The organism is Prevotella sp. kh1p2 (genome assembly GCF_900111525.1).
Lineage (GTDB): Bacteria > Bacteroidota > Bacteroidia > Bacteroidales > Bacteroidaceae > Prevotella.
Genome location: NZ_FOHY01000019.1, coordinates 38004 through 63200, shown reverse-complemented (window position 1 = coordinate 63200; position 25197 = coordinate 38004). Strand labels below are relative to the sequence as shown.

Sequence of the window (25197 nt, the reverse complement as noted above, 5' to 3'; positions counted from 1 at the left end):
CGGGACCATACTCCGTTTGGAGCAGCTTGTGCATCTTGCCATTACGACGATTACCGCTTACCGGATTGGTTGCCTCAAGGTGACTCTCCAGCTCACCCTCCATGGCAGCGTTAAGGAAGTCCTCTAATACTTGATGGAATGCACCATCCTTGCCAAACAGGGGCTTGCCGGACTTGAACTGATCTTTCGCTACAGCAAGCATCTTTGTGTACTCTTCTTGTGTCATTGTACTAATCTTTATGCTCTATAAACAGAGCAATGATAAATCTTATTGTCTTAGTCTTTGACACAGTTCAGATGACAGCCTCTGCGACACCTGTCGAAAGTTCACGAAGCACCCGTTCGGCACTCCAACCTGGCTTTGCCATGAAGCCTAAAGCGTGCCTTTAAATCGTATTCTGACTAAAAACAACATAGCCCGACAGTAAAATCCCAACAAAAAAACAAGCCTAAAGACTTTCGTCCTCAGGCTTGCTTGGTTGTTGTTTCGTCTTGGGCAGGTGCTTCTTTTTGCGAAGCCATGCCGCTTTCTTCTTTTCGTACTCTTCTCTGTGGCTTTCCAGAAAATTGTCTGCCATTGCCTATTTGAATTTGGAATAGATAACGCTTATCGTGATGGGAGCGTATGGGTTCTGCGAACCTCCTACGAGTTTAGTACTTGTAAGCGACATGTCGTGAACAATGCGCTGTATGACCGTGAGGCCGGTAGAGCTGTCTTGTACCTGCGTTGTGTTGACAGGTATCAGCACGACCTTGTTCCAATTCTCCGTTCCTCTGTTCTTGTCCATTGCCGTTATCATTCCTGCTATATTGCCGAAGGTGTAGGTATTGGTCTTGGAATCGTAGGAGGCAACAAACGAAGTCTTTGAGTCGGGAATCTTGCCTTGCTCGAAGAAGCTGTTTGTTTCGGCTGCAGGAATCATGAGCAACTGCTTGGGAATGCCCAGGGCATACTTGCTTGTCGTTGTATTATTGATGCGTGTGAAGACTACTTTGGCGGTGTTGATGTTCTCGTTGTCGTGACCCTGCATGATTTCATCTACGGGTAAGGTGGCTTCGGTGAAGATACCGGCCGGGGTTTTCAGGTACGTGCAGCTGTTGTCGGCTACCAGCCTGCCTATCGTATTGGCGTCATTGGTTATGTTGGTAGTCTGCAACACCTCTTCTGTTCCGGGGAACGAGGCAGAGCCCCGGTACACCTTGTCAAGGCTGTCCTTTGTGTTGAAGCGGTAGTACACGTTGATTTGGCTCTTGGAAACATAGGCCATTGAGCCCAGTCCGCTGGTGTTCTTGAAGTAGAAACCGGGCACTACGTTATGGATAAAGCTATAAGAATTCTTGAAGTAGTTAGGGTTCTCATAATACTTTCGCATGATGTAAGTGCCGTAGTTGTTATAAGTCGTTCCGTCCTTATCGGTGTACGGCTTGTCCAGGTTAATCTTGATGTAGTTCATATACCCTGCCTGAGAGCGTTCACTCTCGGATACATTGCCGTCGTAGAGTGTATAGACCTTGGTCTGCTGGAGTCCGTTTGTGCGGATAAGGCCCTCTGCCATCGGGTCGAAGTCGGAGTAATAGTTCGTTCCTTCTTCCATCGGGCGAGCCATCTCGTAAGCTGTCATCGCCATGGCGCGCAGAGAATCGCCGTAATAATGGTCGAAGAACAATATCATATTGCAGGAGTCGGCCACCACCTGGTTGCTTTCCTTGCCAATGATGTTATCTTTCGGAGGGAAAATGGTAAAGCCGGGAATGGCTTCGTCAACGAGTGTGTTGAACTGAATCATGCCGTCGCCTGTAATGTAAGCATTGGTTTCCGGGTCACGTATCTTGCCTAGATAGGCCGTGGTGTTCTTTGAGAGAACGGAGCCGGCTTTGACAGAGCGTGTGGAAACGAAGAATGTATCCGTGCTGATGGCAAGGTTATCGGTGATTTCTGACATGGAATTGCCGATGGTATCAGTCGTATCATCGCAGGCGGTGAACGCAAGTGCGGCAACGGCCAGACAAGTTAAAGACTTAATTTTCATAAGAATAATCTATTCAACAGATGATTTCAAGTTTACAGGTCTTCATAGAATGTTTTGTAAGCCTCTGCATACTCTTCGCCCGGATAATCCAACACAGGCAGCTGCTTGCCCTTGGCGTAATCCAGCAAGTCGGCATTTACCTCGGCTCCTGCTTCAACAACACCGTCTGAGTAGTCAATGGCAAACTTGCCTAATTCCATGAAATCGAATTTATCTTTATAGGGTTTCAGCATCCCGGGCTTTGCATCGCGGAATTCAAGGCATTGCTTGAAGTTGTCGCCTAAATTCGTTTTGAGCTGGTTATGGAACAGAGAAGTAACAACCTTGCAGTTCGTAAACGACGGCTCATCATGATAGGCAGTCTTAATGTAGAATGGCACAACAGCTCCCATCCAGCCCTGGCAGTGAATTACGTCTGGCGTCCACCTCAGTTTCTTGACGGTTTCAAGCACGCCGCGGGCAAAGAATATGGCTCTTTCTCCATTGTCCGTGTACTCCGTACCGGTCTCGTCGGCCGTCATGGCGGCACGCTTCATGAAGTAATCATCGTTGTCTATGAAATACACCTGGATGTGAGAAGTGGGAATGGAGGCCACTTTGATAATCAGCGGATGGTCCGTATCGTCGATGATAAGATTCATCCCGGAGAGGCGAATCACTTCGTGAAGCTGTCCCCTGCGCTCGTTTATATTACCCCATTTGGGCATGAAAGTACGGATTTCGAAGCCGTTCTCCTGCGCCTTTTGCGGAAGTTCCCGTCCCATAATTGACATTTCAGAGTCAGGTACGTAGGGGGCTATCTCCTGGTTGATGAACAATATTTTCTTGGCCATTCGTAATTATTTGGTTTGTATAGTCTGCAAAGGTACATAAAAAAAATGAATTTGTGTCCTAATTTCTTCCAAATCAAACAAAAGCAAACATTAATTCATTTATTTTAAAAGTTACTTTGGGCTTTGGATGGCATATTGTTTCGATTATGAAAAAAGGAGACCAGCATTGCTGCGGCCTCCTTTTCTGCATGTTACTGATGCGTTGTATATCATTCGATAACAACCAGTGCGTCTTCTTCCATTACGGCCTGGCCCTGCTTCACGCAGATGGCTGTAACCTTGCCGTCCTTCTCTGCCTCAATGTTGTTGGCCATCTTCATGGCTTCCAGCACCACAAGCGTGTCGCCGGCTTTCACATCCTGGCCCACTTCTACGTTGATGGCAGTGATTGTACCCGGCAGGGGAGCCTTGACGGCGTTGGCAGTGTTCACGTTGGCAGCAGGTGTTGCTTCTTCCGTTGGCGTATCAGCGGCAGGCTTGCCGAGCACAACCTTCTCCTTTGCAGCTTCAGTCTCTTGCTCCATCTGCACCTTGTAGTTCTCGCCGTTCACGGTTACATCGGCTACGTTGTTATCGTCTATTTCTCCGATGGCTACCTTATATTCTTTGCCATCAATAGTATATTTGAATTCTTTCATGAATTTTCAAGTTACTGTTATCTTGTTTTCTTCTTTATTACGGCTTAGGTGTTACACCTAAGAACTTAGCATTCCAAAGGCTGTCACGCCGGCGAATGGTGATTATTCCCGGTTCCTTGTCGTGCACGTTGTTGCCTTGAAACTCGAACAACGCCATTGCGATGGCTGCATATACATTCTTGTCCATATTCAATTGTTGATGATGAAGGTTACAAGTTACATTGGCATGCAGCCATGTTTTTTGGCCGGAAGCGTCTGCTTCTTGGTTGCAAGCTGGGCGAGTCCGCGACAAATGCGGAAGCGAGTGTTGCGTGGCTCGATTACATCGTCAATATAGCCGAACTGTGCAGCTTGATACGGATTGGCGAAAGTTTCGGTGTATTCGTCCTCCTTCTCTGCCAGGAAAGCGTTGACGTCGCCGCCTTCTTCCTTTACTTGCTTGGCATCGCGGGCACAGAGCACTGCTACGGCGCCGCTGGCACCCATAACGGCAATCTCCGATGAGGGCCATGCAAAATTCAAGTCGGCCCGCAATTGCTTGCAGCCCATAACGATGTGAGAGCCGCCATAGCTCTTGCGCAGCGTGATGGTAATCTTTGGAACGGTGGCCTCGCCGTAAGCATAGAGCAGCTGGGCGCCATGCAGGATAACGGCATTGTACTCCTGACCCGTTCCGGGAAGGAAACCGGGAACGTCGACCAGCGACACGATGGGGATGTTGAAGGCATCGCAGAAGCGCACGAAGCGTGCTCCCTTGCGCGACGCGTTCACATCCAGCACGCCTGCATAGGCCGAAGGCTGGTTGGCCACGATACCTACGCTCTGTCCGTTGAAGCGGGCGAAGCCTGTAATGATGTTCTTGGCAAACTTGGGCTGAACCTCAAAGAACTCACCGTTGTCGGTTACTGCCGTAATGACCTTGTACATGTCGTAAGCCTGGTTGGGGTCTTCGGGGATGATTTCGTTCAGCAAGTCCTCCTTACGGTCTATGGGGTCGTTGCACTCGGTGCGCGGAGCTTCTTCCATGTTGTTGGAAGGAATGTAAGACAACAGCTTCTTGATAAGTGCCATGCAGTCCTCTTCGGTCTTGGCCGTAAAGGTCGTTACGCCGCTCTTGCTGGCGTGCACGCTGGCACCGCCCAGATGTTCGGCGTCTATATCCTCGCCCGTCACGGTCTTTACAACCTTGGGGCCGGTGAGGAACATGTACGAAGTGCCCTCGGTCATGACGATGAAGTCGGTCAGGGCAGGGGAGTAAACAGCGCCGCCGGCACAAGGACCCATGATGGCCGAAATCTGCGGAATGACGCCCGAGGCAAGGATATTGCGCTCAAAGATTTCACCGTAGCCGGCCAGAGCCGATATGCCTTCCTGGATGCGGGCGCCTCCAGAGTCGTTCATGCAGATAACAGGAGCGCCCATGGTCATGGCCATGTCCATAATCTTGCATATCTTTTGAGCCATCGTTTCGGAGAGAGAGCCGCCGTTGACGGTGAAGTCCTGTGCGTAGACATATACCAGGCGGCCGTCGATGGTTGCACTGCCGGCTACCACGCCGTCGCCCAAGTACTGCTTCTTCTCCATGCCGAAGTTGTGGCAACGGTGGAGCTTGAACATGTCATACTCTTCGAATGAACCCTCGTCTACTAACATTTCGATGCGTTCGCGGGCCGTGTATTTTCCACGTTCGTGCTGTTTGTCAATGGCTTTTTGACCACCTCCGAGGCGTGCCTGTTCGCGTTTTGCAATCAGCTCTTTAATTTTCTCAACTTGTTTACTCATAATATAATACTATTTTCGTTCCGAATTAAACGGTGCAAATGTACGAATAAAAAACGAGAAACAGGAATTGGGGAATAAAAATAATGTAAAAACGGCACACTTGCAATAGGATTGTGCAATGGCACTTGCAATAAGGCAGAACGTAACCTGTGGCTGGCAGCCGTTTGAGCAGGCTGGGCTCTGTTTCCGTTCAGCCTCGAAACAGAGGCTTGAAGCTATGCTTCGCGAACTTTCGACAAGTGTCGCACGATCGTTTGACAAGTGTCGCACATGAATTTGACACTTGTCGAAAGTTCATGTCCGCATCATCCGGCACCCGGAAAAGATGGTTTCAAGGTCAGAATTCCAGCTGAACGCGGGCGTTGAACAGGCGGCCCGTCAGATAGTTGGGCACGGCATACTGCTGGCTGGTTACATCGGTAATCCAGTAATAGCTGTTCACGTTGTTAACGCCCAACAGGTTGAGACAGTCTACACCCAGCCATATATTCCTGAAGATGCTGCCCGAATGGCGGTCTTCATTGTTCAGCAAGCGGTAGCTCATGCCAATGTCGGCACGCTTGTAGGCCGGCGCACGGAAGCTGTTACGCTCCAGTTCGCGGTGCGGAGCCGAGAAGGGAAGACCGTCGGCGAAAGCCAGTCGCAGCGACATCTTCCACCTTGTGGTACCGGGAAAGTAATCGGTGAAGAAGAGGTTCACGCTGTAACGCTGGTCGGTTGGCAGCGGGATGCTCCTGCCGTTGAGCCGCATGCGGGTGTTCATCCATGAAAACGACAGCCACGAATCGGCTCCGGGCACAAACTCTCCGTACAGTTTCATGTCCACACCTACGGCGTGTCCGCTGCTCTTATTGTCGCCGTAATAGATTGTCTTGACATTGTTCACGGAGTAGGGTATCAGGTTCTGCAGCGCCTTGTAATAGGCCTCGGCCGTAAACTTGAACGGCCTGCCGAGCATGCTGAACCGGTAGTCGACGCCCGCAATGAAGTGGATGGAGCGCTGACTGCGTATTTTCCGGTTCAGCCGGGCCGTAGTCACGCCGTTGGCTGTAGTGGTATCACGCAGCTCCTTGAAGAAAGGAGCCTGGTAATACAGTCCCGTTGCCAAGCGGAAAGTTAGGTTCTGGTTGAAAGAGGGGATAATGCCTATGGCGAGACGGGGCGAGACGATGCTCTCTCCATTGAAATTCCAGTGCGAAAACCTGACGCCGTAGTTGAGCGTGTAGAGCGTGGGCAGGGAGTCTGGTCCCGATGTAAAGCGCCACGTGTCCTGCAAGTAGGCCTCCATGCGGTTGGCGTCGAGCGTGTTGCGGGCACGCAGGGAGTATATCATGTAGAGGTCTTTGCCCGTGTGCGGAATGTTGTATCCGGCCGAGTCTCGCATCTCGTATTCGGTCGAGTTCTCCTCTATGTGTTCACGTTTGTAGGTAAAGGCACCTTCAAAGGCATGCTTGCGCGTCTTGTGCTGCAGCATGAGCTTGACGCTTTCTACATGGGCCTTGAGGTAGTTCCGGGCGTGTTCAAAGTACGTGCCCACGCCCAGATTCTCGCTGGTCTCGGTCTGCGTAAGCCAGTATTGTCCCTGGATGTCGTATTTCTCCTGTTCCTTTGTAGAGAAAGCAGAACCCAAAAGGGTTACTGATGTGAGCGGCGAGAAGTTGAACTTGAAGCTCAGCGTGCCGAAATAGGTTCTGAAGAGGTCTTTTTCCTGTCCGTCGAAATAGACGCGGAAGTCTTTTACGTCATTCAAGGTGCCGAATGATGTCTCCCTGTCCTTTGGTTGGAAGTTGAAGTGATTGTCGGAAACATTGCCTATAAAGTCTATCTGCCACCGCTTGTTGGGTGTATAGCTAAGGTATGTCTGGTAGTCCAGGAAATTGGGATTGTACTCTCCGTTGGTTTCCAAAGAGCCTAACAGGTACTTGGTGGTTTTATATCTGATGCCGTTAATCCAGGAGAATTTCTTGTTGGCAAGCCCCACGTAAGCGCTTGCACCCAACAGAGATGCGGCCACCTTGGCCTCAAACCGCTCCGGCCGTTTGTACAGAATGTCGAGTGCCGACGACATCTTGTCGCCGTACTTGGCTTCAAATCCGCCTGTCGAGAAGCCGATACGCTCAACCATGTCGGGGTTGATGACCGAGAGCCCTTCCTGCTGTCCGGACCTTACCAGGAAAGGTCGGTAAACCTCTACGCCGTTGATGTAGACGCTGTTTTCATCGAAAGAGCCACCGCGCACGTTGTACTGCGAGGTCAACTCGCTGTGAGTAGAAACGCCGGCCTGGCTCTGGATGAGCTCCTCTACGCCGTTGCCCGAAACGGTAGGAGCCAGGGTAAGGTCCTCCTTGTTCAGTTCCTGCGTTTGTCCCGACTGTATGCGCTGGCCCTTTACCTGCACTTCGTTCAGGGTGGTGCTTTCGTCATAAAGAACTACTTGCAGCGTCTGCTTGCCCTTGGGACGGCGCAGGACGCGGGTTTTGGTGCGGTATCCTATCATCGAAAACTTGATGACAACGGAGTCGGCACTGTGAAGTTGCATGCTGAATTCGCCTTTCAACGACGTCATGGTGGCCTTGCCCTGTGCCAGACACGATACGGTAGCCAGCTCTACGGGGTTCATCTTGTCGTCGGTAACGCGCCCCTGCAGGGTGAAAGACTGGGCGTTGCCCCGTAAAACGGCCGCGGCAAGCAGTATATAGAAAAGGAATAATTTCTGTTTCATATACAATCAAACGCATATTTGCCGTTATTATTGTATGAAGTATGTACTGGCAATAGATAGTTTCAAGGGGTGCATCAGCTCTGCCGAAGCGGCTGAAGCTGCCGCACGTGGCATATCGGTGGCCGACAGGCATGCGGAAGTGGTGAAGCTGACAGTCTCTGACGGCGGCGAAGGCATGTTGCAGGCTTTCTCGCAGGCACTGCAGGCGGAGACGGTACAATGTTGTGTGCACGACCCCATGATGAGACGGATAACCGCCAACTATGCCGTCAAGGACAAAACGGCCATCATAGAGGTTGCCGAGGCATGCGGACTGTCGCTGATAGAGCCTGAAAACCGCAATCCGCTTGTTGCTACAAGCTATGGTGTGGGTGAGCTGGTGGCCGATGCCATGACACGGAGCTGCACGCATCTCATCATCGGATTGGGCGGCAGTGGCACCAGCGATTGCGGCATCGGGATGCTAAAAGGGATGATGGATGCTGCACAGAGGCTGGCCGGCAAGCCTTTATCGACTTGGGAAGAGGGTTGGCGATACTTGATGAAAGAGCCTGTAAACATCGTATTGGCATCGGATGTTGACAATCCTTTGACTGGTCCTCAAGGTGCTGCAACTGTCTTTGGACCTCAGAAAGGTGCTACGGAGGAAATGATACCGATATTGGACAGGAGAGCAAAGACGTTTGCAGAAATGTCGAAAAAGCACTTTGGGTACGACCGCTCGTGCTTGCCAGGCGCCGGAGCAGCTGGTGGACTGGGCTATGGCTTTATGCAATACATGGATGCCAAGATGCAATCGGGCGCGGAGTTGCTGCTGGATTGGTTGGGATTTGATGCGTTGATTAAGGATGCCGACGCCGTCATTACCGGCGAAGGCAGTTCGGACAGACAGACATTGATGGGCAAACTTCCCGTTGTTATACTTCGTCACGCACAGAAAGCGGGTGTTCCGTGTTGGTTGATAGCCGGCAGGATAACAAGCAGAGATGAACTACTGGATGCCGGATTTGCAAAAGTGAGCTGTATAAACCCAGAAAGCATTTCATTGGCAGAAGCCCTCAAGCCTGCAACTGCTAAGCAAAACATCTGCCTGACTATTCAGAATACCACCACGAGAGCAACTTGTTAATCCACGGAATAGAGAAGCGGAACCATCTGTATTTGGCAACCGGCTTGCCTCCAAAGCTGAGAATAAATTCGCGGAAAGGATTTTTCTTGAACGGTAAGCCTACATCCAGGAAAAAAATGTGGGCATAGTTGTGCTGGTGGGCATAAGTAATGGCTTGCCAAACGGTCATCATGTTGGGATGCAAAGCAGGAAAGCTCTTTCGCTTTGAGGCCAGATACCAAAGATAGGCATTGCCTTCACTGTAAACGCAAGCACAGCCTCCGATAATCTTGTTCTTGTATTCGGTGATGAAGATCTTGGCATTATTGCTTTCGTCCAGTTCGTTGAATTGATCCTCGGGAGGGATAAAACGGCGGGGTTTCATCCGGTAGAAGCCGTTCAGGAGTTTGTAAAAGGCATGCACTTCATCCTTGTCTTTCACCTCTCGGGTCACTACACCGGCATCGTACGACTTCTGAATGCGCTGCCGCATCTTGTCAGTTATACGCTCTTCGGGAGTCTTTGAATGAAGTGAATTGTGTATCTCCTGCCAATGAACTGGAAAATAGCCGTAGCTTCTGAACAGCCTATAGCCGAACATCTTCTGTGAGATATCGCTGAATTCGGTGTATAGGCAAAGCCGTCGCTTAAACTTCCGGGTGACGGTTTTTAGCATCAAGCCAAAGATTTCTTCCTTGTCGGCCTCGTCTTCGTATTCCCCTTCTCCGTAGATGCGGCCGTGTGTGTATAAATAGGGAGGCAACCACGAGCCACGGGTACGGATAGTGGCCAGCATGTGGGCAACAACCTGGCCGCTTTCATCTTCGGCAACAGCCATGAATGGCTTAATACCAGGGGTCTTTTCTGAAATATAAAAGAGCTCTGTACTGTGGAAGAAGTTGTTGCAGTGCATTTCAGGCAACTCTTCACTGTGGGTTAATATCCTGACAGTGACATTTTTCATTGTTGCAAAAATACTAAAAAAAAGATTATAGTAGGCTGTGAGTAGCGTTTTTTTTATTATTTTTGCAAAAAACGAAAGCAAGCGTATCAGAAACCGTTTGATAGACATTGACTATGATAGATTACGATTTAACAAAGATAAAGGCTGTCATCTTTGATTTGGATGGAGTGCTTTCGGGCTCTACCATTTTAATGAATGATGACGGTGAGCCCATCAGAACAATGAATATAAAGGATGGATATGCCATCCAGTTGGCTGTTAAGCAAGGCCTACATATTGCCATCATAACAGGCGGACACTCGGAAGCAATCTACAAACGCTATCATTATCTGGGCGTGGAGGACATCTATCTGCATTGTGCTGTTAAGATAAAAACCTACGAGGAGTTCCTTGCAAAGTACAACTTGGAGCATGAGAACGTGATCTATGTGGGTGATGACATTCCCGACTATGAAGTAATGAAACTTTGCGGATGCCCCTGTTGTCCCGCTGACGCATGCCCCGAGATAAAGGAAACAGCAATTTACATCAGTCAAAGCAAAGGCGGCATGGGAGTTGGACGCGACATAGTAGAACAAGTCTTGAAAGCTCAGGGCAAATGGCTCGCTGATGCCAAGGCGTTTGGTTGGTAAGAAATGAACACATACAAGATAATTTTAGCGTCAAACTCTCCACGCAGAAAAGAGTTGTTGGCTGGCCTCGGCATTCCTTTTGAGATAAAACTCATTCCCGGAATTGAGGAAGGTTACCCTGCAGACTTGCCCATTCATGAGATTCCTCAATACATATCGGCAGAAAAAGCTGCAGCTTACAGCATCGCAGAAGATGAATTACTCATCACTGCCGACACGGTAGTTGTACTCGGAGAACATATTTTGGGAAAGCCCGCCGATGCAGAAGAAGCCAAGAAAATGCTACGAGAACTGAGCGGAAAAACACATCTGGTAATCACGGGTGTTTGCCTGACGACCTGCCGGAAGCAGCGGAAATTCTCCGTGAGTACCAAAGTCACCTTCAAGAACTTAACCGAGGAGGAAATTGATTTTTATGTTTCCCGCTACCAGCCATTTGATAAAGCCGGTGCTTATGGCATCCAGGAATGGATTGGCTATATTGGGGTTACTGGCCTCGAAGGCAGCTATTTCAACGTGATGGGCTTGCCGGTACAGCGCATTTACGATGAGCTAAGTTCCGAATTTGGTGTTGTTTGCTATGAGTAATCCGTCTGCTAAGTTAACAAATAGCCTGATACGGAAGTTCCGAAGGTTAAGACATCAGCCGCAACAGGTAGCTTTGGCTTTATCTGGCGGCGGGGCCCGGGGCTTTGCACACATAGGTGCTATAGAGGTGCTGTTGGAGCGCGGGTACAATATAACATCCATAGCAGGCACTTCGATGGGGGCTCTGGTCGGCGGACTTTATGCAGCGGGACGCTTTCCAGAACTCAAGTCACTCGTCATGGGGCTTGACAAGAAGCAGGTGCTGCAGATTATGGACATCTCTTTAGGGCTCGACCATATTGCAAGCGGACAGAAACTTATGTCCATTTTGGATGATTTGATAGGCAATGAACGCATAGAAGAATTGCCCGTCAAGTTCTGTTGCAGCGCTTCGGATGTGGTTAGCGGACAAGAGGCTGTTTTCCGCAATGGTTCTTTGAAACAGGCGATACGTGCCTCGATATCAATACCTTGTTTCTTCAAGCCTGTCAGTTCCGATGGTCATATCTATGTAGATGGAAGTGTCCACAACACCTTGCCGCTTGACAGAGTGGAGCGGAAGAAAGGTGATTTGCTGGTTGCAGTAAACGCGAGTGCGCCGGATGACGAACCTTACCAAACCTATCTGAAACGGGCTGAGCCCCGAACGGAAGCCGAGAAATCTATCAGGCAACGGCTCCCTTTCCTGAAAATAGAGTTCTCTGAGAATTATCTGAACATGGCGTTGCGTGTTGCCCGCCTTTCTGTTCAGAACAATACGCTTATGGCTTTGCGCCTTACACCTCCCGACATCTATGCAGCATTACCCATGAACCGATTTAGTATCTTCGATTTTGATAAGGCCGAAGAGATTATCGGATACGGAAGGGATGAAATGAACCGACGGTTAGACGATTACGAAACATGAAATAAGCTGATTGCCTTTCATGTTTTCAGAAAAAGCGTTATATTTGTCAGCAAAACAGAACAAACAAGATAATACATATAGTATGGAAAAGAATATCGCCTTGATAACCGGTATTACCGGACAGGACGGCAGCTATCTGGCCGAGTTCCTTATCAGCAAAGGCTACGAGGTTCACGGTCTGTTGCGCCGCAGCTCTTCTTTCAACACCGGGCGTATAGAGCATTTGTACCTCGATGAATGGGTACGGGATATGAAGAAGCAGCGTTTGGTGAACCTCCATTGGGCTGACATGACCGATTCCTCGTCACTTATCAGAATCATAGGCGAGGTTAAGCCTACCGAAATCTATAATCTGGCAGCCCAGAGTCATGTAAAGGTCAGCTTCGATGTTCCCGAATACACTGCTGATACCGATGCTGTTGGCGTGTTGCGACTACTCGAGGCCGTCCGCATTTGCGGCCTCGAACATTCCTGCCGCATCTATCAGGCCAGCACGTCAGAGCTCTTTGGCAAGGTGCAAGAAGTTCCGCAGCGTGAAACCACGCCGTTTTATCCCCGCAGTCCTTATGCCGTCGCCAAGCTCTATGGCTTCTGGATTATGAAGAATTATCGTGAGAGCTATGGCATGTATTGCTGCAACGGCATCCTGTTCAACCATGAGAGCGAGCGCAGAGGTGAGAACTTCGTGACACGAAAGATAACCTTGGCTGCCTGCCGTATTGCCCAGGGGTATCAGGACAAGCTCTATTTGGGCAACCTGAATTCGCTGCGTGACTGGGGCTATGCCAAAGACTATGTGGAGTGTATGTGGCTCATCTTGCAGCAGTCCAAGCCCGACGACTTCGTGATTGCCACCGGCGAATATCATACCGTGCGCGATTTCTGCACACTGGCTTTCCGCCATGTGGGCATTGAAATAGAATGGCAGGGCAAGGGCATTGATGAAAAAGGTGTCGACAAGGCTACGGGCAAAACGCTCATCGAGGTCGATGCAAAATACTTCAGGCCTGCCGAGGTTGACCAACTTCTCGGCGATCCGACCAAAGCAAAGACTGTTCTCGGCTGGAACCCACGCAAGACATCCTTCGAGCAGCTTGTTAAAATCATGATAGACCACGACATGAAGTTTGTCCGCAAACTCTATCTGAAGGCACAGATGCCGGAATAATACGCGGGAGGAACTAATCAATGTTGGATACAAACAGTAAAATCTATATAGCCGGACATCGCGGTCTGGTGGGTTCTGCCATTTGGAAAAACCTGCAATCGCGTGGCTACAACAATCTTGTTGGGCGCACTCACGGCGAACTTGACCTGACCAATCAGGCTGCAGTCAAGGCTTTCTTTGACCGGGAACGCCCGGATGCCGTTGTACTGGCTGCCGCTTTCGTGGGCGGTATCATGGCAAACTCCCTTTACCGGGCCGACTTCATCATGCAGAACATGCAGATGCAATGCAACGTGATAGCCAATGCTTACACCCACGGAGTGAAGAAACTCCTTTTTCTTGGGTCCACTTGCATCTATCCCAAGGATGCAGCGCAGCCCATGCGCGAGGACGCTCTGCTTACCGCACCCTTGGAGTACACCAACGAAGAGTACGCCATAGCCAAGATTGCCGGGCTGAAGATGTGCGAAAGCTACAACCTACAGTATGGCACCAATTACGTAGCGGTAATGCCGACCAACCTGTACGGCCCAAACGACAACTTCCATTTGGAGAACAGCCACGTTATGCCAGCCATGATGCGCAAGATATATCTCTCCAAACTTATTCATGATGAAGACTGGAATGCCATACGGGCAGACATGGACAAGCGCCCCATTAACCCTACCGACAAGCTGCGCGCACTCATCGGCGAGGGAAATGTGGATGGCAGAAACACCCAAGAACGCATCCTGGAAGCCCTGCGGTTTTACGGCATTGAGGATAATAAGGTGACGTTGTGGGGTACAGGGAAGCCGCTGCGCGAATTTCTCTGGAGCGAGGATATGGCCGATGCCAGCGTACATATACTGCTGAATGTGGATTTCAAGGATATCATCGGGATAGAGAAATATTCCTCTGTGTTCTATGGGGCCGGTACCAGTGGTGAGGTAAACCGCAACAACAGCGAGGGGCGTGGTGGAGCCATACCCGCTTTGGGTGAGATTCGCAACTGCCACATCAACATCGGGACAGGCAAGGAAATCAGCATACGGGCACTCTGCGAGCTGATTGTCAGGACGGTAGGATTTACCGGTCAGGTGCTGTTCGATGCCTCAAAACCAGACGGAACACCCCGTAAACTGGTAGATGTAAGCAAGCTGCACGCCATGGGATGGGCGCACCATGTGGAGATAGAAGAGGGCGTCGGCAAGCTGTATAAATGGTATCGGGACAGTTTGACGAATGTCTAAGACGCACTGATACCGAAAAGGCCGGAACCTGAAGCTCCGGCCTTTCCGCTTATTTGTCCGCGAGAAACATCTCGGCCCGCTGCAAGTCGTCAGGTGTGTCTATGCCAACCGTTTCAACATCCGTTAGCCCTACCTTTATTCTGTAGCCGTTCTGTAGCCATCGCAACTGCTCAAGGCTCTCCGCAAGTTCTAACGACGACTGCGGCAAACGCGTTATATCTTTCAGTACATCAGTACGGTACGCATAAATACCCAAGTGTTTCAGAAATGGATATTTACCCATCCATTCTTGTTTGTCCACACCTCTCACATAGGGGATAATGCTACGCGAAAAGTACATGGCATAGCCCCGGTTGTCTACTACTATCTTAGGAGAATTGGGATTCTCTACAGCTTCCATGTCCGTAAACGGCTTGCCGAGGGTAGCAATCTGTGTTTCGGGCGAATCGAAACATCGACATACCGTTTCTATCTGACTTTGCCGGATAAACGGCTCGTCGCCCTGAATGTTTACCACCACATCAAAGTTGCCGCCTATTTGCTCCATAGCTTCCTCTATGCGGTCCGTACCGCTCTTGTGGTCGCTGCGGGTCATTACGGCCTTACCGCCAAAAGAGGTCACGGTGTCATGGATGCGGGCGTCGTCGGTAGCCACATAGACGTCGTCGAGTACGGCCGACACTTGTCTGTAAACTCTCTGAATAACGGGCATGCTGCCTAACATCGCCAGCGGTTTACCCGGAAAACGGGACGAAGCGTAGCGTGCCGGAATGATTGCGATAAATTTCATAGTCCTTTCTTTTAGTTCCTGCAAATGTAGGCAAAAATAATGAATAACAATCTCCTGTGTTGCTAAAAAGCATCTCATGCACCACTTTTCAAGGGTTTGGAGGCATCATTCAGGAACTTTTGACAAGTGTCGCACAATCGTGCGACAAGTGTCACACATGAATTCGACACTTGTCAAAAGTTCGCAGAAGTATCTTTCAAGAACTCAATCGCCATCTTTCGGGAGGGGTGCTTATGGCAGGTACTGTCGTTACTGTTGGCAAATGGTAATCGTTGTCTTTAGATGGGCGCTGTGTGCCCATGAATACGCGATACTGGCTCCGCGAGCAGGAATAAAGATACTAAAATTTACTAATACGCTTTGGAATCTCGAATTAATTTCTTACTTTTGGACTGGAAAACTATGGATTGTGCACCTTGTCCATGCAAAGGCGCCGTAATCATTTAATTTGTACATTGTGAAAAATAAGATATTAGCTTTACTTCTCCTGGCAATGCCTATCCAGGCTTCTGCCCAAAAGATAACACTCGGCTCCTGCACAATATCAGAAGGCGTCGGTGAAACCAAAGTTACCGGACAGTATCAGGGCGAAATGAGCGCCGGCAAGCCCCAAGGCAAGGGCAAGGTTGTTTACAGCAACGGCAACATTTACGAAGGTGAGTTTGTCAAGGGGCGCCGTCAGGGCTATGGCGTCTATACGTTTGCCGACGGCGAGAAGTACGAAGGACAGTGGTTTCAGAACCAGCAGCACGGCAAGGGAACTTATTATTTCTCGAACAACAACAAGTATGTAGGCCTCTGGTTCAGAGACTTTCAACAAGGACAGGGCACCATGTACTATTATAACGGCGACAAGTACGAGGGCAACTGGGTCGAAGACAAGCGCCAAGGCAAAGGTCGATACACCTTCTCCAATGGAGCTTACTACAACGGAAACTGGGAGAACGACCAGAAAAGCGGCCGGGGGTTCTACGATTGGGGCGATGGTTCCACCTACGATGGGCTGTGGGCCAACAACATGCGTTCGGGTCGAGGAACCTACAAGTATTCAGACGGCGACATCTACGTAGGAGAATGGAAGGACGACATACAGAACGGCGAAGGTCTCTACAAGTTCCAGAACGGCGATGTGTACCAAGGAGGATACGTGCAGGGCGAGAGAACCGGCATGGGAACTTTCAAGTTTGTCAATGGCGACAAGTACACAGGCCAATTCAAGGAGGGCGACCGCGACGGCGAAGGTACGATGGTGTGGCGCAATGGCGATACTTACGTGGGCCAATGGAAAGCCAACCGGCAGAACGGTCACGGCAAATTAATCAAGAAAAGTGGCGATGTATTTGAAGGAAACTTCACGAACGGGGCCCTCAATGGAGAGGTTATTATCCGTTACGCCGATGGTTCCAAGTTCAAGGGCAGCTATAGCAGGGGTATGCGTAACGGTCCGGCTATCGAAGAAGACAAGAATGGAAAGCGCTTTGAGGGCACCTACGTAAACGATTACCGCGACGGGAAGTTCGTTGAAAAGGACAAAAACGGAAAGATTACGGCACGTGGTCACTATGACAACGGGCGCCGATTCAATAATTAACTATCACGAAAAACATCTTAAAAATACGAATATGGCAACAAGAAAATCAGCAACCGCTATGGCTGCAGGCAGTAAAAAAGACACGAAAGCTGCAAAGCCGCAAGCTCAACAGCATGTTGGTATCGTGAAGAATGACGGCTATCTGGAGCCATACGAAGACGCTATACGCGGCCGATATGAGTACGCGTTGTGGAAGATAGGTCAACTTACGAACAACGGCAAGATGACTTTGGCCGACTTTGCCAACGGTCACAACTACTACGGTCTGCACCATCTCTCGCGTGGATGGGTGTTTCGCGAGTGGGCTCCCAATGCAACCGACATCTACTTAGTAGGCGATTTCAACGACTGGAAAGAAACGGATAAATACCGGGCAAAGCGCATTGAGGGCACCGGAAACTGGGAACTCAAACTTAGCGAGAAAGCTATCAGGCACGGAGACCTTTACAAGATGCACGTACATTGGAACGGGGGTGAGGGCGAGCGCATTCCGGCATGGGCGCGGCGCGTTGTCCAGGACGAACAAACAAAGATTTTCTCAGCCCAAGTATGGAACCCAACGCCCTATCAATGGAAGAAGAGCAACTTCAAACCTAAGAAGGATCCGCTGTTCATCTACGAGTGTCACATCGGCATGGCTCAGGATGCCGAGAAGGTTGGAACATACACAGAGTTCAAGGAACGCATCCTACCACGCATCGTAAAGGATGGCTACAATGCCATCCAGATTATGGCCATACAGGAGCATCCCTATTATGGCAGCTTCGGCTACCACGTGAGCAGCTTCTTTGCTGCATCCAGTCGCTTCGGCACTCCCGAAGAGTTGAAAGCGCTGATAGACGAAGCCCACAAGAACGGCATTGCCGTTATCATGGACATTGTGCACTCTCACGCCGTGAAGAATGAAGTAGAGGGGCTCGGCAACTTAGCCGGCGACCCTAACCAATACTTCTATCCGGGCGAGCGGCACGAGCATCCCGCCTGGGATAGTCTTTGCTTCGATTACGGCAAAGACGAAGTAATTCATTTCCTGTTGTCTAACTGCAAGTTCTGGCTTGAGGAGTATCATTTCGACGGCTTCCGCTTTGACGGGGTTACGTCCATGCTTTATTACAGTCACGGACTGGGCGAAGCATTTACCAATTACGGCGATTATTTCAACGGATATCAGGACGGCAACGCCATCTGTTACCTGACACTGGCCAACAAACTCATCCATGAAGTCAATCCGAATGCCATTACCATAGCCGAGGAAGTGAGCGGCATGCCCGGTCTGGCAGCCAAATTCGTCGACGGGGGCTATGGGTTTGACTACCGTATGGCCATGAACATTCCCGATTTCTGGATTAAGACAATCAAGGAACAGAAAGATGAAGACTGGAAGCCGAGCAGCATTTTCTGGGAGGTTAAGAACCGTCGAGCCGACGAGAAGACCATTTCCTACTGCGAAAGTCATGACCAGGCGCTCGTTGGTGACAAGACCATCATCTTCCGTTTGATAGATGCCGACATGTATTGGCATTTCAAGATAGGCGACGAAAACGAGAAGGTGCACCGCGGTATAGCGCTGCACAAGATGATACGTCTGGTAACGGCGGCTGCCATCAACGGCGGATACCTGAACTTCATGGGTAATGAATTCGGCCATCCTGAGTGGATAGACTTCCCGCGTGAGGGCAACGGATGGAGCTACAAATATGCCCGCCGGCAGTGGAACCTGGTAGACAACCCCGAACTGGACTACCACTACCTGGGCGATTTCGACAAAGCAATGCTTAAGGTACTCAAAAGTATCAGGAGCTTCAGCAAGACCCCGGTGCAGGAGGTGTGGCATAACGATGCCGACCAGATACTGGCTTTCATGCGCGGTGACCTGATTTTTGTATTTAACTTTTCGCCTTCACGCTCCTTCACCGACTATGGTTTCCTGGTTCCTACAGGCTCTTACGATGTCCTGCTGAATACGGATGCCAAGGAATTTGGCGGAAACGGGCTGGCTGATGACAGCGTTACCCACCTTACCAACTACGACCCACTGTACGTAGACGAGCATAAGGAATGGCTCAAACTGTACATCCCGGCACGTTCGGCCGTTGTTTTGAAGAAGAACTGAACCGTTAATCATTAATCTATCCGATTTTGACTGATATCACGAAGAATAGCACGTTCATGATGAGAAGTGTATGTGCTATTCTCTTTTTAGTATTTACGTTTGTCTACCTGCACTGCTATCAGGCCGATATTCTTGCCGTTACGCAGCACGAACTGTCTGACGGAAGGACGCATTACAGCAACTTGATAGGAGCCGTACTGATAACCGCAGCGTTGTTTCTGCTCCAGATAGGCGTTTATTCACTCACCGGACTGCGGCGCAGAGCCCATGCACTGACTTACTTCCCGTCGCTGTTATTCCTCACTGTCCTCACTGCCGCAACCGAAGGAGCAGACGGACGCCTCACCTTCGGCAGCTGGGGAATTGCTCTGCCGCTCTTGTTGGTTGCTTATGCTGCGCTGGTGTATGCAATTAAGCAGGTGTTACCCTACGAGCCGAACTTCAATGCCCGCGGGCTGTTCTCGCGCCTGATGTGGATTAATGTGCTCACGATGGTAGCCCAGTTCCTGTTCGTTGGTCTCTTCAGCAATCACAACGACGTGTTCCATTACCGTATGCGGATGGAACAATGCCTGGCAAACAAGGATTATGCAGGGGTGCTTGAAGCGGGCAAGAAGTCATTGGCAAGAGACTCGTCCATGACAATGATGCGCGTCTATGCACTGTCGAAAGAAGGCAAATTGGCCGAAAAACTGTTCGAATACCCCATAACAGGCGGTTCAAAGTCTTTGCTCCCCGACAACAGGAGCGTAAAGTTGCTGATGTACAACGAGGCGTTTATTTATAACTATTTAGGCATCAAGCTCAAGCAACCGACGGCACCAATGGCGTATCTTGACTTCATCTTCAGGCACCACGTTGCCAAGCAGCCGGCTGCAGATTATCTGTTGTGTGCCTACCTGCTGGACAAAAATCTCGATGCCTTTGCCAGAAACATCGGCCGGTTCTATCCGTTAAACGGCAAGCAGCTGCCCAAGCATTACCGTGAAGCGTTGACACTGTACACCCACTTGCGCTCCAATCCGTTGGTCGACTACCACAACAGCCTCATGGATACTGACTTTCAGGATTACCAGGACATGAGCCGCAAGTTTCCTGACAAGACGCTGAGGCAGAACAACCTGCGCCTCACCTATGGCAACACCTACTGGTATTATTACCAATACGGAAAGTAGGAGAGTGGCGGAATTGTATGCCAACCGTAAGAAACAGATGCTTTGGGAACTTTTGACACTTGTCGCACTATCGTGCGACACTTGTCGAATTCACGTGCGACAAGTGTCGAAAGTTCCTGAAAGATACATTTTATATTCTGCTATCATAAAAACAAGCACCCATTCTGTGGCTTCTGGAATTCCGGTCAGACTCCTGTTTATGGGCGAGAATATAGATGCGCATACATGGAACCCGCAAAATAACTTTCCGTTTCTTGTAATAATCTTGCCTTTTTCGGGTCTTGTCATTGAAGTATGAAGATGATGGAAGACAAAGAACTCATAGAAAGAATTCTCAAATATGGCGACACCGGATGCTATAAGGAGATTGTGGAGCGCCATTCGGGCATGGTCTTTTCAAAGGTTATCAGCCTTGTTAAGCGCGAAGACATAGCCAAAGACATCACCCAACAGGCTTTTATACGCGCCTATTCCCGGCTTGGCTGTTGGCGTGGCGGAGCCTTTGGGGCTTGGATAAACGCCATAGCCACGCACCTGGCGCTCAACTACTTGAGCAGAGAACAGCGTTATCGGATGGAGCCCATGGACGACAAACGGCTGCAGGATGTTGCCGATGACTACTCCGACGAACACGAGCAGTTGCTCTCGGCCATGGACAAGGCCATCTCGAAACTGCCCGACATAGACAGGCAGATACTGCTTTTACATTATTATAAAGGTAAGAAAACGGCAGAAATAGCCACGTTGCTGGGTCTTAGCGGCAGTAACGTGCTCGTGAAACTGCACCGAATACGTGAACAATTAAAGAAACAGATTGAGTATGAAAGAAATAAGTGAACAGGAGCTTGACAAGCTCATTAGCGATAGCTTCGGCCGTAACAATGTGCTGAATGAAATTAATGCTGGTGTAATGGCGACCTTGAAGTCCGAACATCGCAGAGCGCGACTGCTGCAATTGCGGCACTTGGCGGGGGTCTGCCTGTGTTTTGCCTTGGGGCTCACGATGCCGGTAGCGGCAGTGTACTTCTTCAGCCAGGCTGTAGACAGTCTGCTGCAAGTAGCTCCTATGGCTGCGGGCATGTTGGCTGTTTTGGCAATTCTGATAGTGGAACTTAACCGCCTGATGAAAGATTTTTCTTTCCGCAGTCTGTAATAATTACCCCGAAAGAGTGTCTTAGGTATAGAAAATCAAACCAATTAAAAGTATATAAGTTATGAGTCCATTAGAATTAGGAGCTATTTCAGCCGTTATGGGAATCCTTTGTGGCATCATTGCCGTAGTGGGTGGAACCATTGCAACCATTAAAAAACAGGCCAACGAGCGCGAAATCCGGGAACGGATTATTGCCGAAAAACTTGATCCGGAGACGGCGAAGCTGCTCATTACCCCGGACAAGGGTGCAAAGAAAGACCCGTATTCGGCCCTTAAGGGGGGGTGCGTTCTCTCGGGGTTGCTCGTTGGTTATCTCGTAAGTCTGGCTTTTCAGGTATCAGAGGGCGTGATAGGCTTCTGGATTATCCTTGCTGCCGGCGTAGGATTGGGACTTCTCGTTTCGTTTTTCGTCATGTCGCATCTTGAGAAAAAGCACCCGGCAGGCCAAAGTGAAATTCGGGAATGAGCAAAAATGAAGCTATCTGGAGAGGCTACTGCCAATACTTGCGCAGGCATCTGATCCTCTCAGAAACACAGAAAAGGCCGACAATTGCCGGCCTTTTTTGTGCTTGTAAGTTGGTTTACCAGTTGTTGTTCATGACTTCTGCCAAGGCCTCTACCCAATTCGTGTCGAGCGAGAACTGCGTAATGTATTTGTCGTTGTCTACATATCCATTGACTACATCTTTCTCCGGGTCGTTGAAAAGCGGGTGATTAACGGAAGCACCTCTGTACCTTCCCAGTATCAAGTCCTTGTCTTTCTTCTTTTTCTCCTCTGTAAGACGCTTGACGAAACGGTTCACGTAGTCAATCATTGCATTCGTCTGGTTGCCGAGCTCATACTCCGTGAAACTGTCGGAGGCCGAACCTTTCATGATGAGATAGTAGATGGCGTCCCACTTGAAGGTTGCCACCTTGCGCTCATCCAGGCTCTTGCTGGTGTCATGTTTTACGGTCTCGGCATTCTGCATGATGCGTTTTACTTCTTTGTAAATGGCTTGAGCGGAGGCATTGATGCTCACCGTACCCAATAAAGCGATAGCTAAAATTAATTTTTTCATATCTTTCTAATTTTTCTGTAAATATATCTTGTGGTCTATACAGGCAGGAAATTCTTCCTGATAGTGTGAGACCATGATGATAGTCTTGTTCTTTCGCCGGCTGAAGGTGTCAATGACATCCCTCACCAGTAGCCGGTTTGCATCGTCAAGTCCGTGCAGTGGCTCATCGAGGATGAGCAGTTCGGGGTCCTTGACAAAGGCCCTTGCTAATAGCATTAGACGCTGTTCACCGCTCGAAAGTTTAAGAAACGGCCTGTTTTCAAGTTTCTCTATGCCAAATATCCGCATCCAGAAACGGCATTTCTCGTATTCGGCATCGGTTGGATTAAAGTACAAACCGACCGAATCTTTTAGTCCGCTGGCCACTATCTTGATACTGGGTATATTGTACTTGTAGGCCCGGTGCATCTCCGGAGATACGTATCCGATATGCTTCTTGATGTCCCAAATGCTCTCTCCGGTTCCGCGAGCCCGGCCAAACAGGCTGATGTTGCAGGCGTAACTTTGCGGATTATCGGCACACACCAGACTCAACAAAGTTGATTTTCCGGCTCCATTCTGTCCGGTCAAGGCCCACCGTTCGCCGTTTCTGACCGTCCAATCAAGTTCTTTTAAGATGGTTCGCTGTCCGTAGCGTATGCTCACTTTGTTCATTCTCACCACCTCCGGTGCGTTATAATCGTTATCATCACCGGGAAGCCGGAGTATTTCTTCTTTTCGCCTGGTATCGAGCAAGTGTGCAGGGTAGGGGCTTCTGTTAGCCAAATAGGCGTCTCTTGTTATCTTGGTGGCAACGGTAAGCCCTTCTACTTTCACCACGTGAGTGATAAAGGCGGGCAGATTATCCGACTTGGAGAAGACTAAGACAAGCTGCAATGCCTGCTCGCGGCTTAGCTGTGCCAATACTTCCGTTAGCTGTTCGCGTGTCTCGGTGTCCAATCCTATGAACGGATTGTCGATGATAAGCACTCTCGGAGCGGCCAGCAACACCTTGGTTAATTGCAATTTACGCAGCTCTCCGCTTGATAAGGTAATGGTGTGCCGGTCAAACAGGGTGTCTAGGTGGAAAAGAGTGCACAGGTGTTGCAGCTTTGCCCGGTGCCCAACCGCGTCCTGACCGGCAAGCTGACCTGCAGATTTCAACTCATCTGCTACGGTAGGAGTTGTCTCGTCGATTTCCTGCTGGTTCCATCTTTGCTGGAGATAGTAGGTGCGGTCGTTGTCGCTTCCATAGCTGTCTTTGAATGTTATGTATTTAATGTTTTCGCTTATCAGCTGTTTTCGGCTTGGTGAGAAATCATACTCCGGTCGCTGGTCGAGCAGAGGGTGGCGGCCGGTCAGGATATCGACGAACATGGACTTGCCCCCGCCGTTCGGCCCTACTATGGCAATATGTTCGCCGTCACAAAGGTCGAAGTTTACGGGAGTTGCCATCTTCCATTCCGGCATGCCGACAACGCCTCCTTCTATATGTATAATTCTCTGCATCTCAAACCTATTTAGAAACGCGACTCTTATTCTTTAAGGCAAAGTCTTTCCAACTGCCGTACTTGTGTTCGGACTGTGGAGCGTTGCCTTGTAGGAAATGGCAGTAGGCTGCTCCAAGTGCATCGGTGGCATCCATGAACTTAGGCATTTCCTTTTCATCCAAATGAAGGAGACGTTGCAGCATCCCTGCAACTTGCTCCTTGGAGGCCGATCCGTTTCCGGTAATGGCCATTTTTATCTTTAAAGGTGCATACTCGTGTATGGGGATGTCATGACGTATGGCGGCGGCAATAGCCACGCCCTGGGCACGACCAAGCTTCAGCATTGACTGTACATTCTTACCGAAGAAGGGTGCCTCTATGGCCATCTCGTCTGGAAGATACTCGTCGATAATGCCAGTCACGCGCTCGAAGATTTTACCAAGCCGCAAATACGGGTCATGCTCCTTGCGCATATCGATGACACCCATGGCAATCATCTCGGCCTTGTTTCCGTTTACCTTGACAAGTCCATAGCCCATCACGTTTGTTCCAGGGTCAATACCTAATATAATCTTGTCTGCCATCATCTGTCCATGTATGGATTTCCGGCCAGTTCAGCACCAATTGTAGTCTCCTCTCCATGTCCGGGGTAGATGATAGTGTCGTCTGGAAGTTGACTTATCATCCTGAGACTTTGTATCATCTGGAACATACTGCCGCCCTCAAAATCCGTTCTGCCGATGGAATGATAAAAGAGCGTGTCGCCTGAAAAAGCCACATGTTCCGCTTGGCAATAGAAGAACACGCTGCCTTTGGAATGTCCAGGGGTAGGGAGCACTGTCAGTTCGTGGGTGCCAAAGCGTATAACGTCATCGCTCTGCAAGTATTTACCCACTGGAGGCATGGCATAATCAAGTCTGACACCGGCAATGGCTTCAGCCTGAACGGGCAGTTCAGTCATCAGATATTCATCTTCTGCGTATACTTCTGGCTTCAAGCCAAATAGTTCATAGATAGTATTATTGCCGAAGTTGTGGTCGATATGGCCGTGGGTGGCTAAGAGATGCTTGGGGAGAAGATTGTTTTGGCGAATGTAGTCAACAATGGCAGCACGTTCGTCGGGATAAAATGCGCCGCAGTCAATGATGACACATTCGAGCGTGTCGTCACTAACTACATAGCAATTCTCTTGTATCATATTGCAAACAAACTTCTGTATTTTCAGCATAATTCATTAATTA

At 49.7% G+C, this 25197-nt stretch carries 25 protein-coding genes and 1 pseudogene; 12 read left to right on the top strand and 14 right to left on the bottom strand.

Features of this window, described 5'->3' with window-relative positions:
* The 8 genes and pseudogenes from BMW31_RS11150 to BMW31_RS11120 all read right to left on the bottom strand — a co-directional run.
* Positions 1-226 (bottom strand): annotated as a pseudogene (locus tag BMW31_RS11150) (IS256 family transposase); the annotation flags it as partial.
* Positions 227-449: 223 nt separating this feature from the next.
* Positions 450-578 carry a dehydrogenase gene (locus tag BMW31_RS13610; RefSeq protein WP_091825781.1) on the bottom strand — a complete coding sequence of 43 codons (129 nt, stop codon included), beginning with the start codon at positions 576-578 and terminating at the stop codon, positions 450-452.
* Positions 579-581: 3 nt separating this feature from the next.
* Positions 582-2030: a DUF4270 domain-containing protein gene (locus BMW31_RS11140; protein ID WP_091825778.1), complete on the bottom strand. Its 1449-nt coding sequence runs from the start codon at positions 2028-2030 to the stop codon at positions 582-584.
* A gap of 32 nt (positions 2031-2062) precedes the next feature.
* Positions 2063-2863 carry a glycogen/starch synthase gene (locus BMW31_RS11135; RefSeq protein WP_091825775.1) on the bottom strand — a complete coding sequence of 267 codons (801 nt, stop codon included), beginning with the start codon at positions 2861-2863 and terminating at the stop codon, positions 2063-2065.
* Between the two features lie 209 nt (positions 2864-3072).
* Entirely contained in the window at positions 3073-3501 is a 429-nt protein-coding gene (locus BMW31_RS11130; protein ID WP_091825771.1) for a biotin/lipoyl-containing protein, read from the bottom strand.
* A 37-nt stretch (positions 3502-3538) separates the two neighbouring features.
* On the bottom strand, positions 3539-3688 hold the full coding sequence (locus tag BMW31_RS13505; protein WP_177166316.1) for a hypothetical protein: 150 nt from the start codon (positions 3686-3688) through the stop codon (positions 3539-3541).
* A 29-nt stretch (positions 3689-3717) separates the two neighbouring features.
* Positions 3718-5283 carry an acyl-CoA carboxylase subunit beta gene (locus tag BMW31_RS11125; RefSeq protein ID WP_091825767.1) on the bottom strand — a complete coding sequence of 522 codons (1566 nt, stop codon included), beginning with the start codon at positions 5281-5283 and terminating at the stop codon, positions 3718-3720.
* A gap of 337 nt (positions 5284-5620) precedes the next feature.
* A complete protein-coding gene (locus tag BMW31_RS11120) occupies positions 5621-8005 on the bottom strand; it encodes a TonB-dependent receptor (protein ID WP_091825764.1) in 2385 nt (794 codons plus the stop codon).
* A 34-nt stretch (positions 8006-8039) separates the two neighbouring features.
* Between BMW31_RS11120 and BMW31_RS11115 the strand changes: the two genes are divergently transcribed.
* A complete protein-coding gene (locus BMW31_RS11115) occupies positions 8040-9134 on the top strand; it encodes a glycerate kinase family protein (protein WP_177166315.1) in 1095 nt (364 codons plus the stop codon).
* Here BMW31_RS11115 and BMW31_RS11110 read toward each other — a convergent pair.
* Positions 9100-10077, bottom strand: coding sequence for a GNAT family N-acetyltransferase (locus BMW31_RS11110; protein WP_177166317.1), 978 nt, complete (start codon positions 10075-10077; stop codon positions 9100-9102). The genes BMW31_RS11115 and BMW31_RS11110 overlap by 35 nt on opposite strands.
* Before the next feature lie 113 nt (positions 10078-10190).
* Here BMW31_RS11110 and BMW31_RS11105 point away from each other — a divergent pair, with 113 nt between their 5' ends.
* The 5 genes from BMW31_RS11105 (at position 10191) to BMW31_RS11085 (ending at position 14604) form a co-directional block, all read left to right on the top strand.
* Positions 10191-10709, top strand: coding sequence for a KdsC family phosphatase (locus BMW31_RS11105; RefSeq protein ID WP_091825760.1), 519 nt, complete (start codon positions 10191-10193; stop codon positions 10707-10709).
* Positions 10710-10712: 3 nt separating this feature from the next.
* Positions 10713-11297, top strand: coding sequence for a Maf-like protein (locus tag BMW31_RS11100; protein WP_091825757.1), 585 nt, complete (start codon positions 10713-10715; stop codon positions 11295-11297).
* Positions 11290-12204: a patatin-like phospholipase family protein gene (locus BMW31_RS11095; RefSeq protein ID WP_091825753.1), complete on the top strand. Its 915-nt coding sequence runs from the start codon at positions 11290-11292 to the stop codon at positions 12202-12204. Before BMW31_RS11100 ends, BMW31_RS11095 begins: the two co-directional genes overlap by 8 nt.
* Positions 12205-12286: 82 nt before the next feature.
* Positions 12287-13372 carry a GDP-mannose 4,6-dehydratase gene (gmd, locus tag BMW31_RS11090; protein ID WP_091825750.1) on the top strand — a complete coding sequence of 362 codons (1086 nt, stop codon included), beginning with the start codon at positions 12287-12289 and terminating at the stop codon, positions 13370-13372.
* Between the two features lie 20 nt (positions 13373-13392).
* The gene (locus BMW31_RS11085) at positions 13393-14604 is read left to right on the top strand and encodes a GDP-L-fucose synthase family protein (protein ID WP_091825746.1); all 1212 of its coding nucleotides are present in this window, start codon (positions 13393-13395) and stop codon (positions 14602-14604) included.
* Positions 14605-14653: 49 nt separating this feature from the next.
* On the opposite strand, the gene kdsB is transcribed toward BMW31_RS11085, so the two are convergent.
* Entirely contained in the window at positions 14654-15394 is a 741-nt protein-coding gene (kdsB, locus tag BMW31_RS11080; RefSeq protein ID WP_091825743.1) for a 3-deoxy-manno-octulosonate cytidylyltransferase, read from the bottom strand.
* A gap of 457 nt (positions 15395-15851) precedes the next feature.
* On the opposite strand from kdsB, the gene BMW31_RS11075 reads away from it, so the two are divergent.
* From BMW31_RS11075 to BMW31_RS11050, 6 genes are all read left to right on the top strand, one after another.
* Positions 15852-16985, top strand: a complete 1134-nt coding sequence (locus BMW31_RS11075; RefSeq protein ID WP_255404946.1) for an MORN repeat-containing protein — start codon at positions 15852-15854, stop codon at positions 16983-16985.
* A gap of 31 nt (positions 16986-17016) precedes the next feature.
* A complete protein-coding gene (locus tag BMW31_RS11070; protein ID WP_091825737.1) occupies positions 17017-19098 on the top strand; it encodes an alpha amylase C-terminal domain-containing protein in 2082 nt (693 codons plus the stop codon).
* A gap of 56 nt (positions 19099-19154) precedes the next feature.
* The gene (locus BMW31_RS11065) at positions 19155-20273 is read left to right on the top strand and encodes a DUF6057 family protein (RefSeq protein ID WP_091825735.1); all 1119 of its coding nucleotides are present in this window, start codon (positions 19155-19157) and stop codon (positions 20271-20273) included.
* Between the two features lie 294 nt (positions 20274-20567).
* Positions 20568-21110, top strand: coding sequence for an RNA polymerase sigma factor (locus tag BMW31_RS11060; RefSeq protein WP_255404945.1), 543 nt, complete (start codon positions 20568-20570; stop codon positions 21108-21110).
* Entirely contained in the window at positions 21094-21426 is a 333-nt protein-coding gene (locus tag BMW31_RS11055; RefSeq protein ID WP_091825732.1) for a hypothetical protein, read from the top strand. The genes BMW31_RS11060 and BMW31_RS11055 overlap by 17 nt, the downstream gene beginning before the upstream one ends.
* 61 nt (positions 21427-21487) lie before the next feature.
* Complete coding sequence (locus BMW31_RS11050; protein ID WP_143049195.1) at positions 21488-21892, top strand: hypothetical protein; 405 nt, start codon at positions 21488-21490, stop codon at positions 21890-21892.
* Positions 21893-22007: 115 nt separating this feature from the next.
* On the opposite strand, the gene BMW31_RS11045 is transcribed toward BMW31_RS11050, so the two are convergent.
* The 4 genes from BMW31_RS11045 to BMW31_RS11030 are packed head-to-tail and all read right to left on the bottom strand — an operon-like array spanning position 22008 to position 25184.
* Positions 22008-22487 carry a hypothetical protein gene (locus tag BMW31_RS11045; protein WP_091825727.1) on the bottom strand — a complete coding sequence of 160 codons (480 nt, stop codon included), beginning with the start codon at positions 22485-22487 and terminating at the stop codon, positions 22008-22010.
* Between the two features lie 6 nt (positions 22488-22493).
* Entirely contained in the window at positions 22494-23975 is a 1482-nt protein-coding gene (locus BMW31_RS11040; RefSeq protein ID WP_091825725.1) for an ATP-binding cassette domain-containing protein, read from the bottom strand.
* A gap of 7 nt (positions 23976-23982) precedes the next feature.
* Positions 23983-24540: a crossover junction endodeoxyribonuclease RuvC gene (gene ruvC / locus BMW31_RS11035; protein WP_317039783.1), complete on the bottom strand. Its 558-nt coding sequence runs from the start codon at positions 24538-24540 to the stop codon at positions 23983-23985.
* Positions 24540-25184, bottom strand: a complete 645-nt coding sequence (locus BMW31_RS11030; protein WP_091825720.1) for an MBL fold metallo-hydrolase — start codon at positions 25182-25184, stop codon at positions 24540-24542. The genes ruvC and BMW31_RS11030 overlap by 1 nt, the downstream gene beginning before the upstream one ends.
* Positions 25185-25197: the final 13 nt, after the last annotated feature.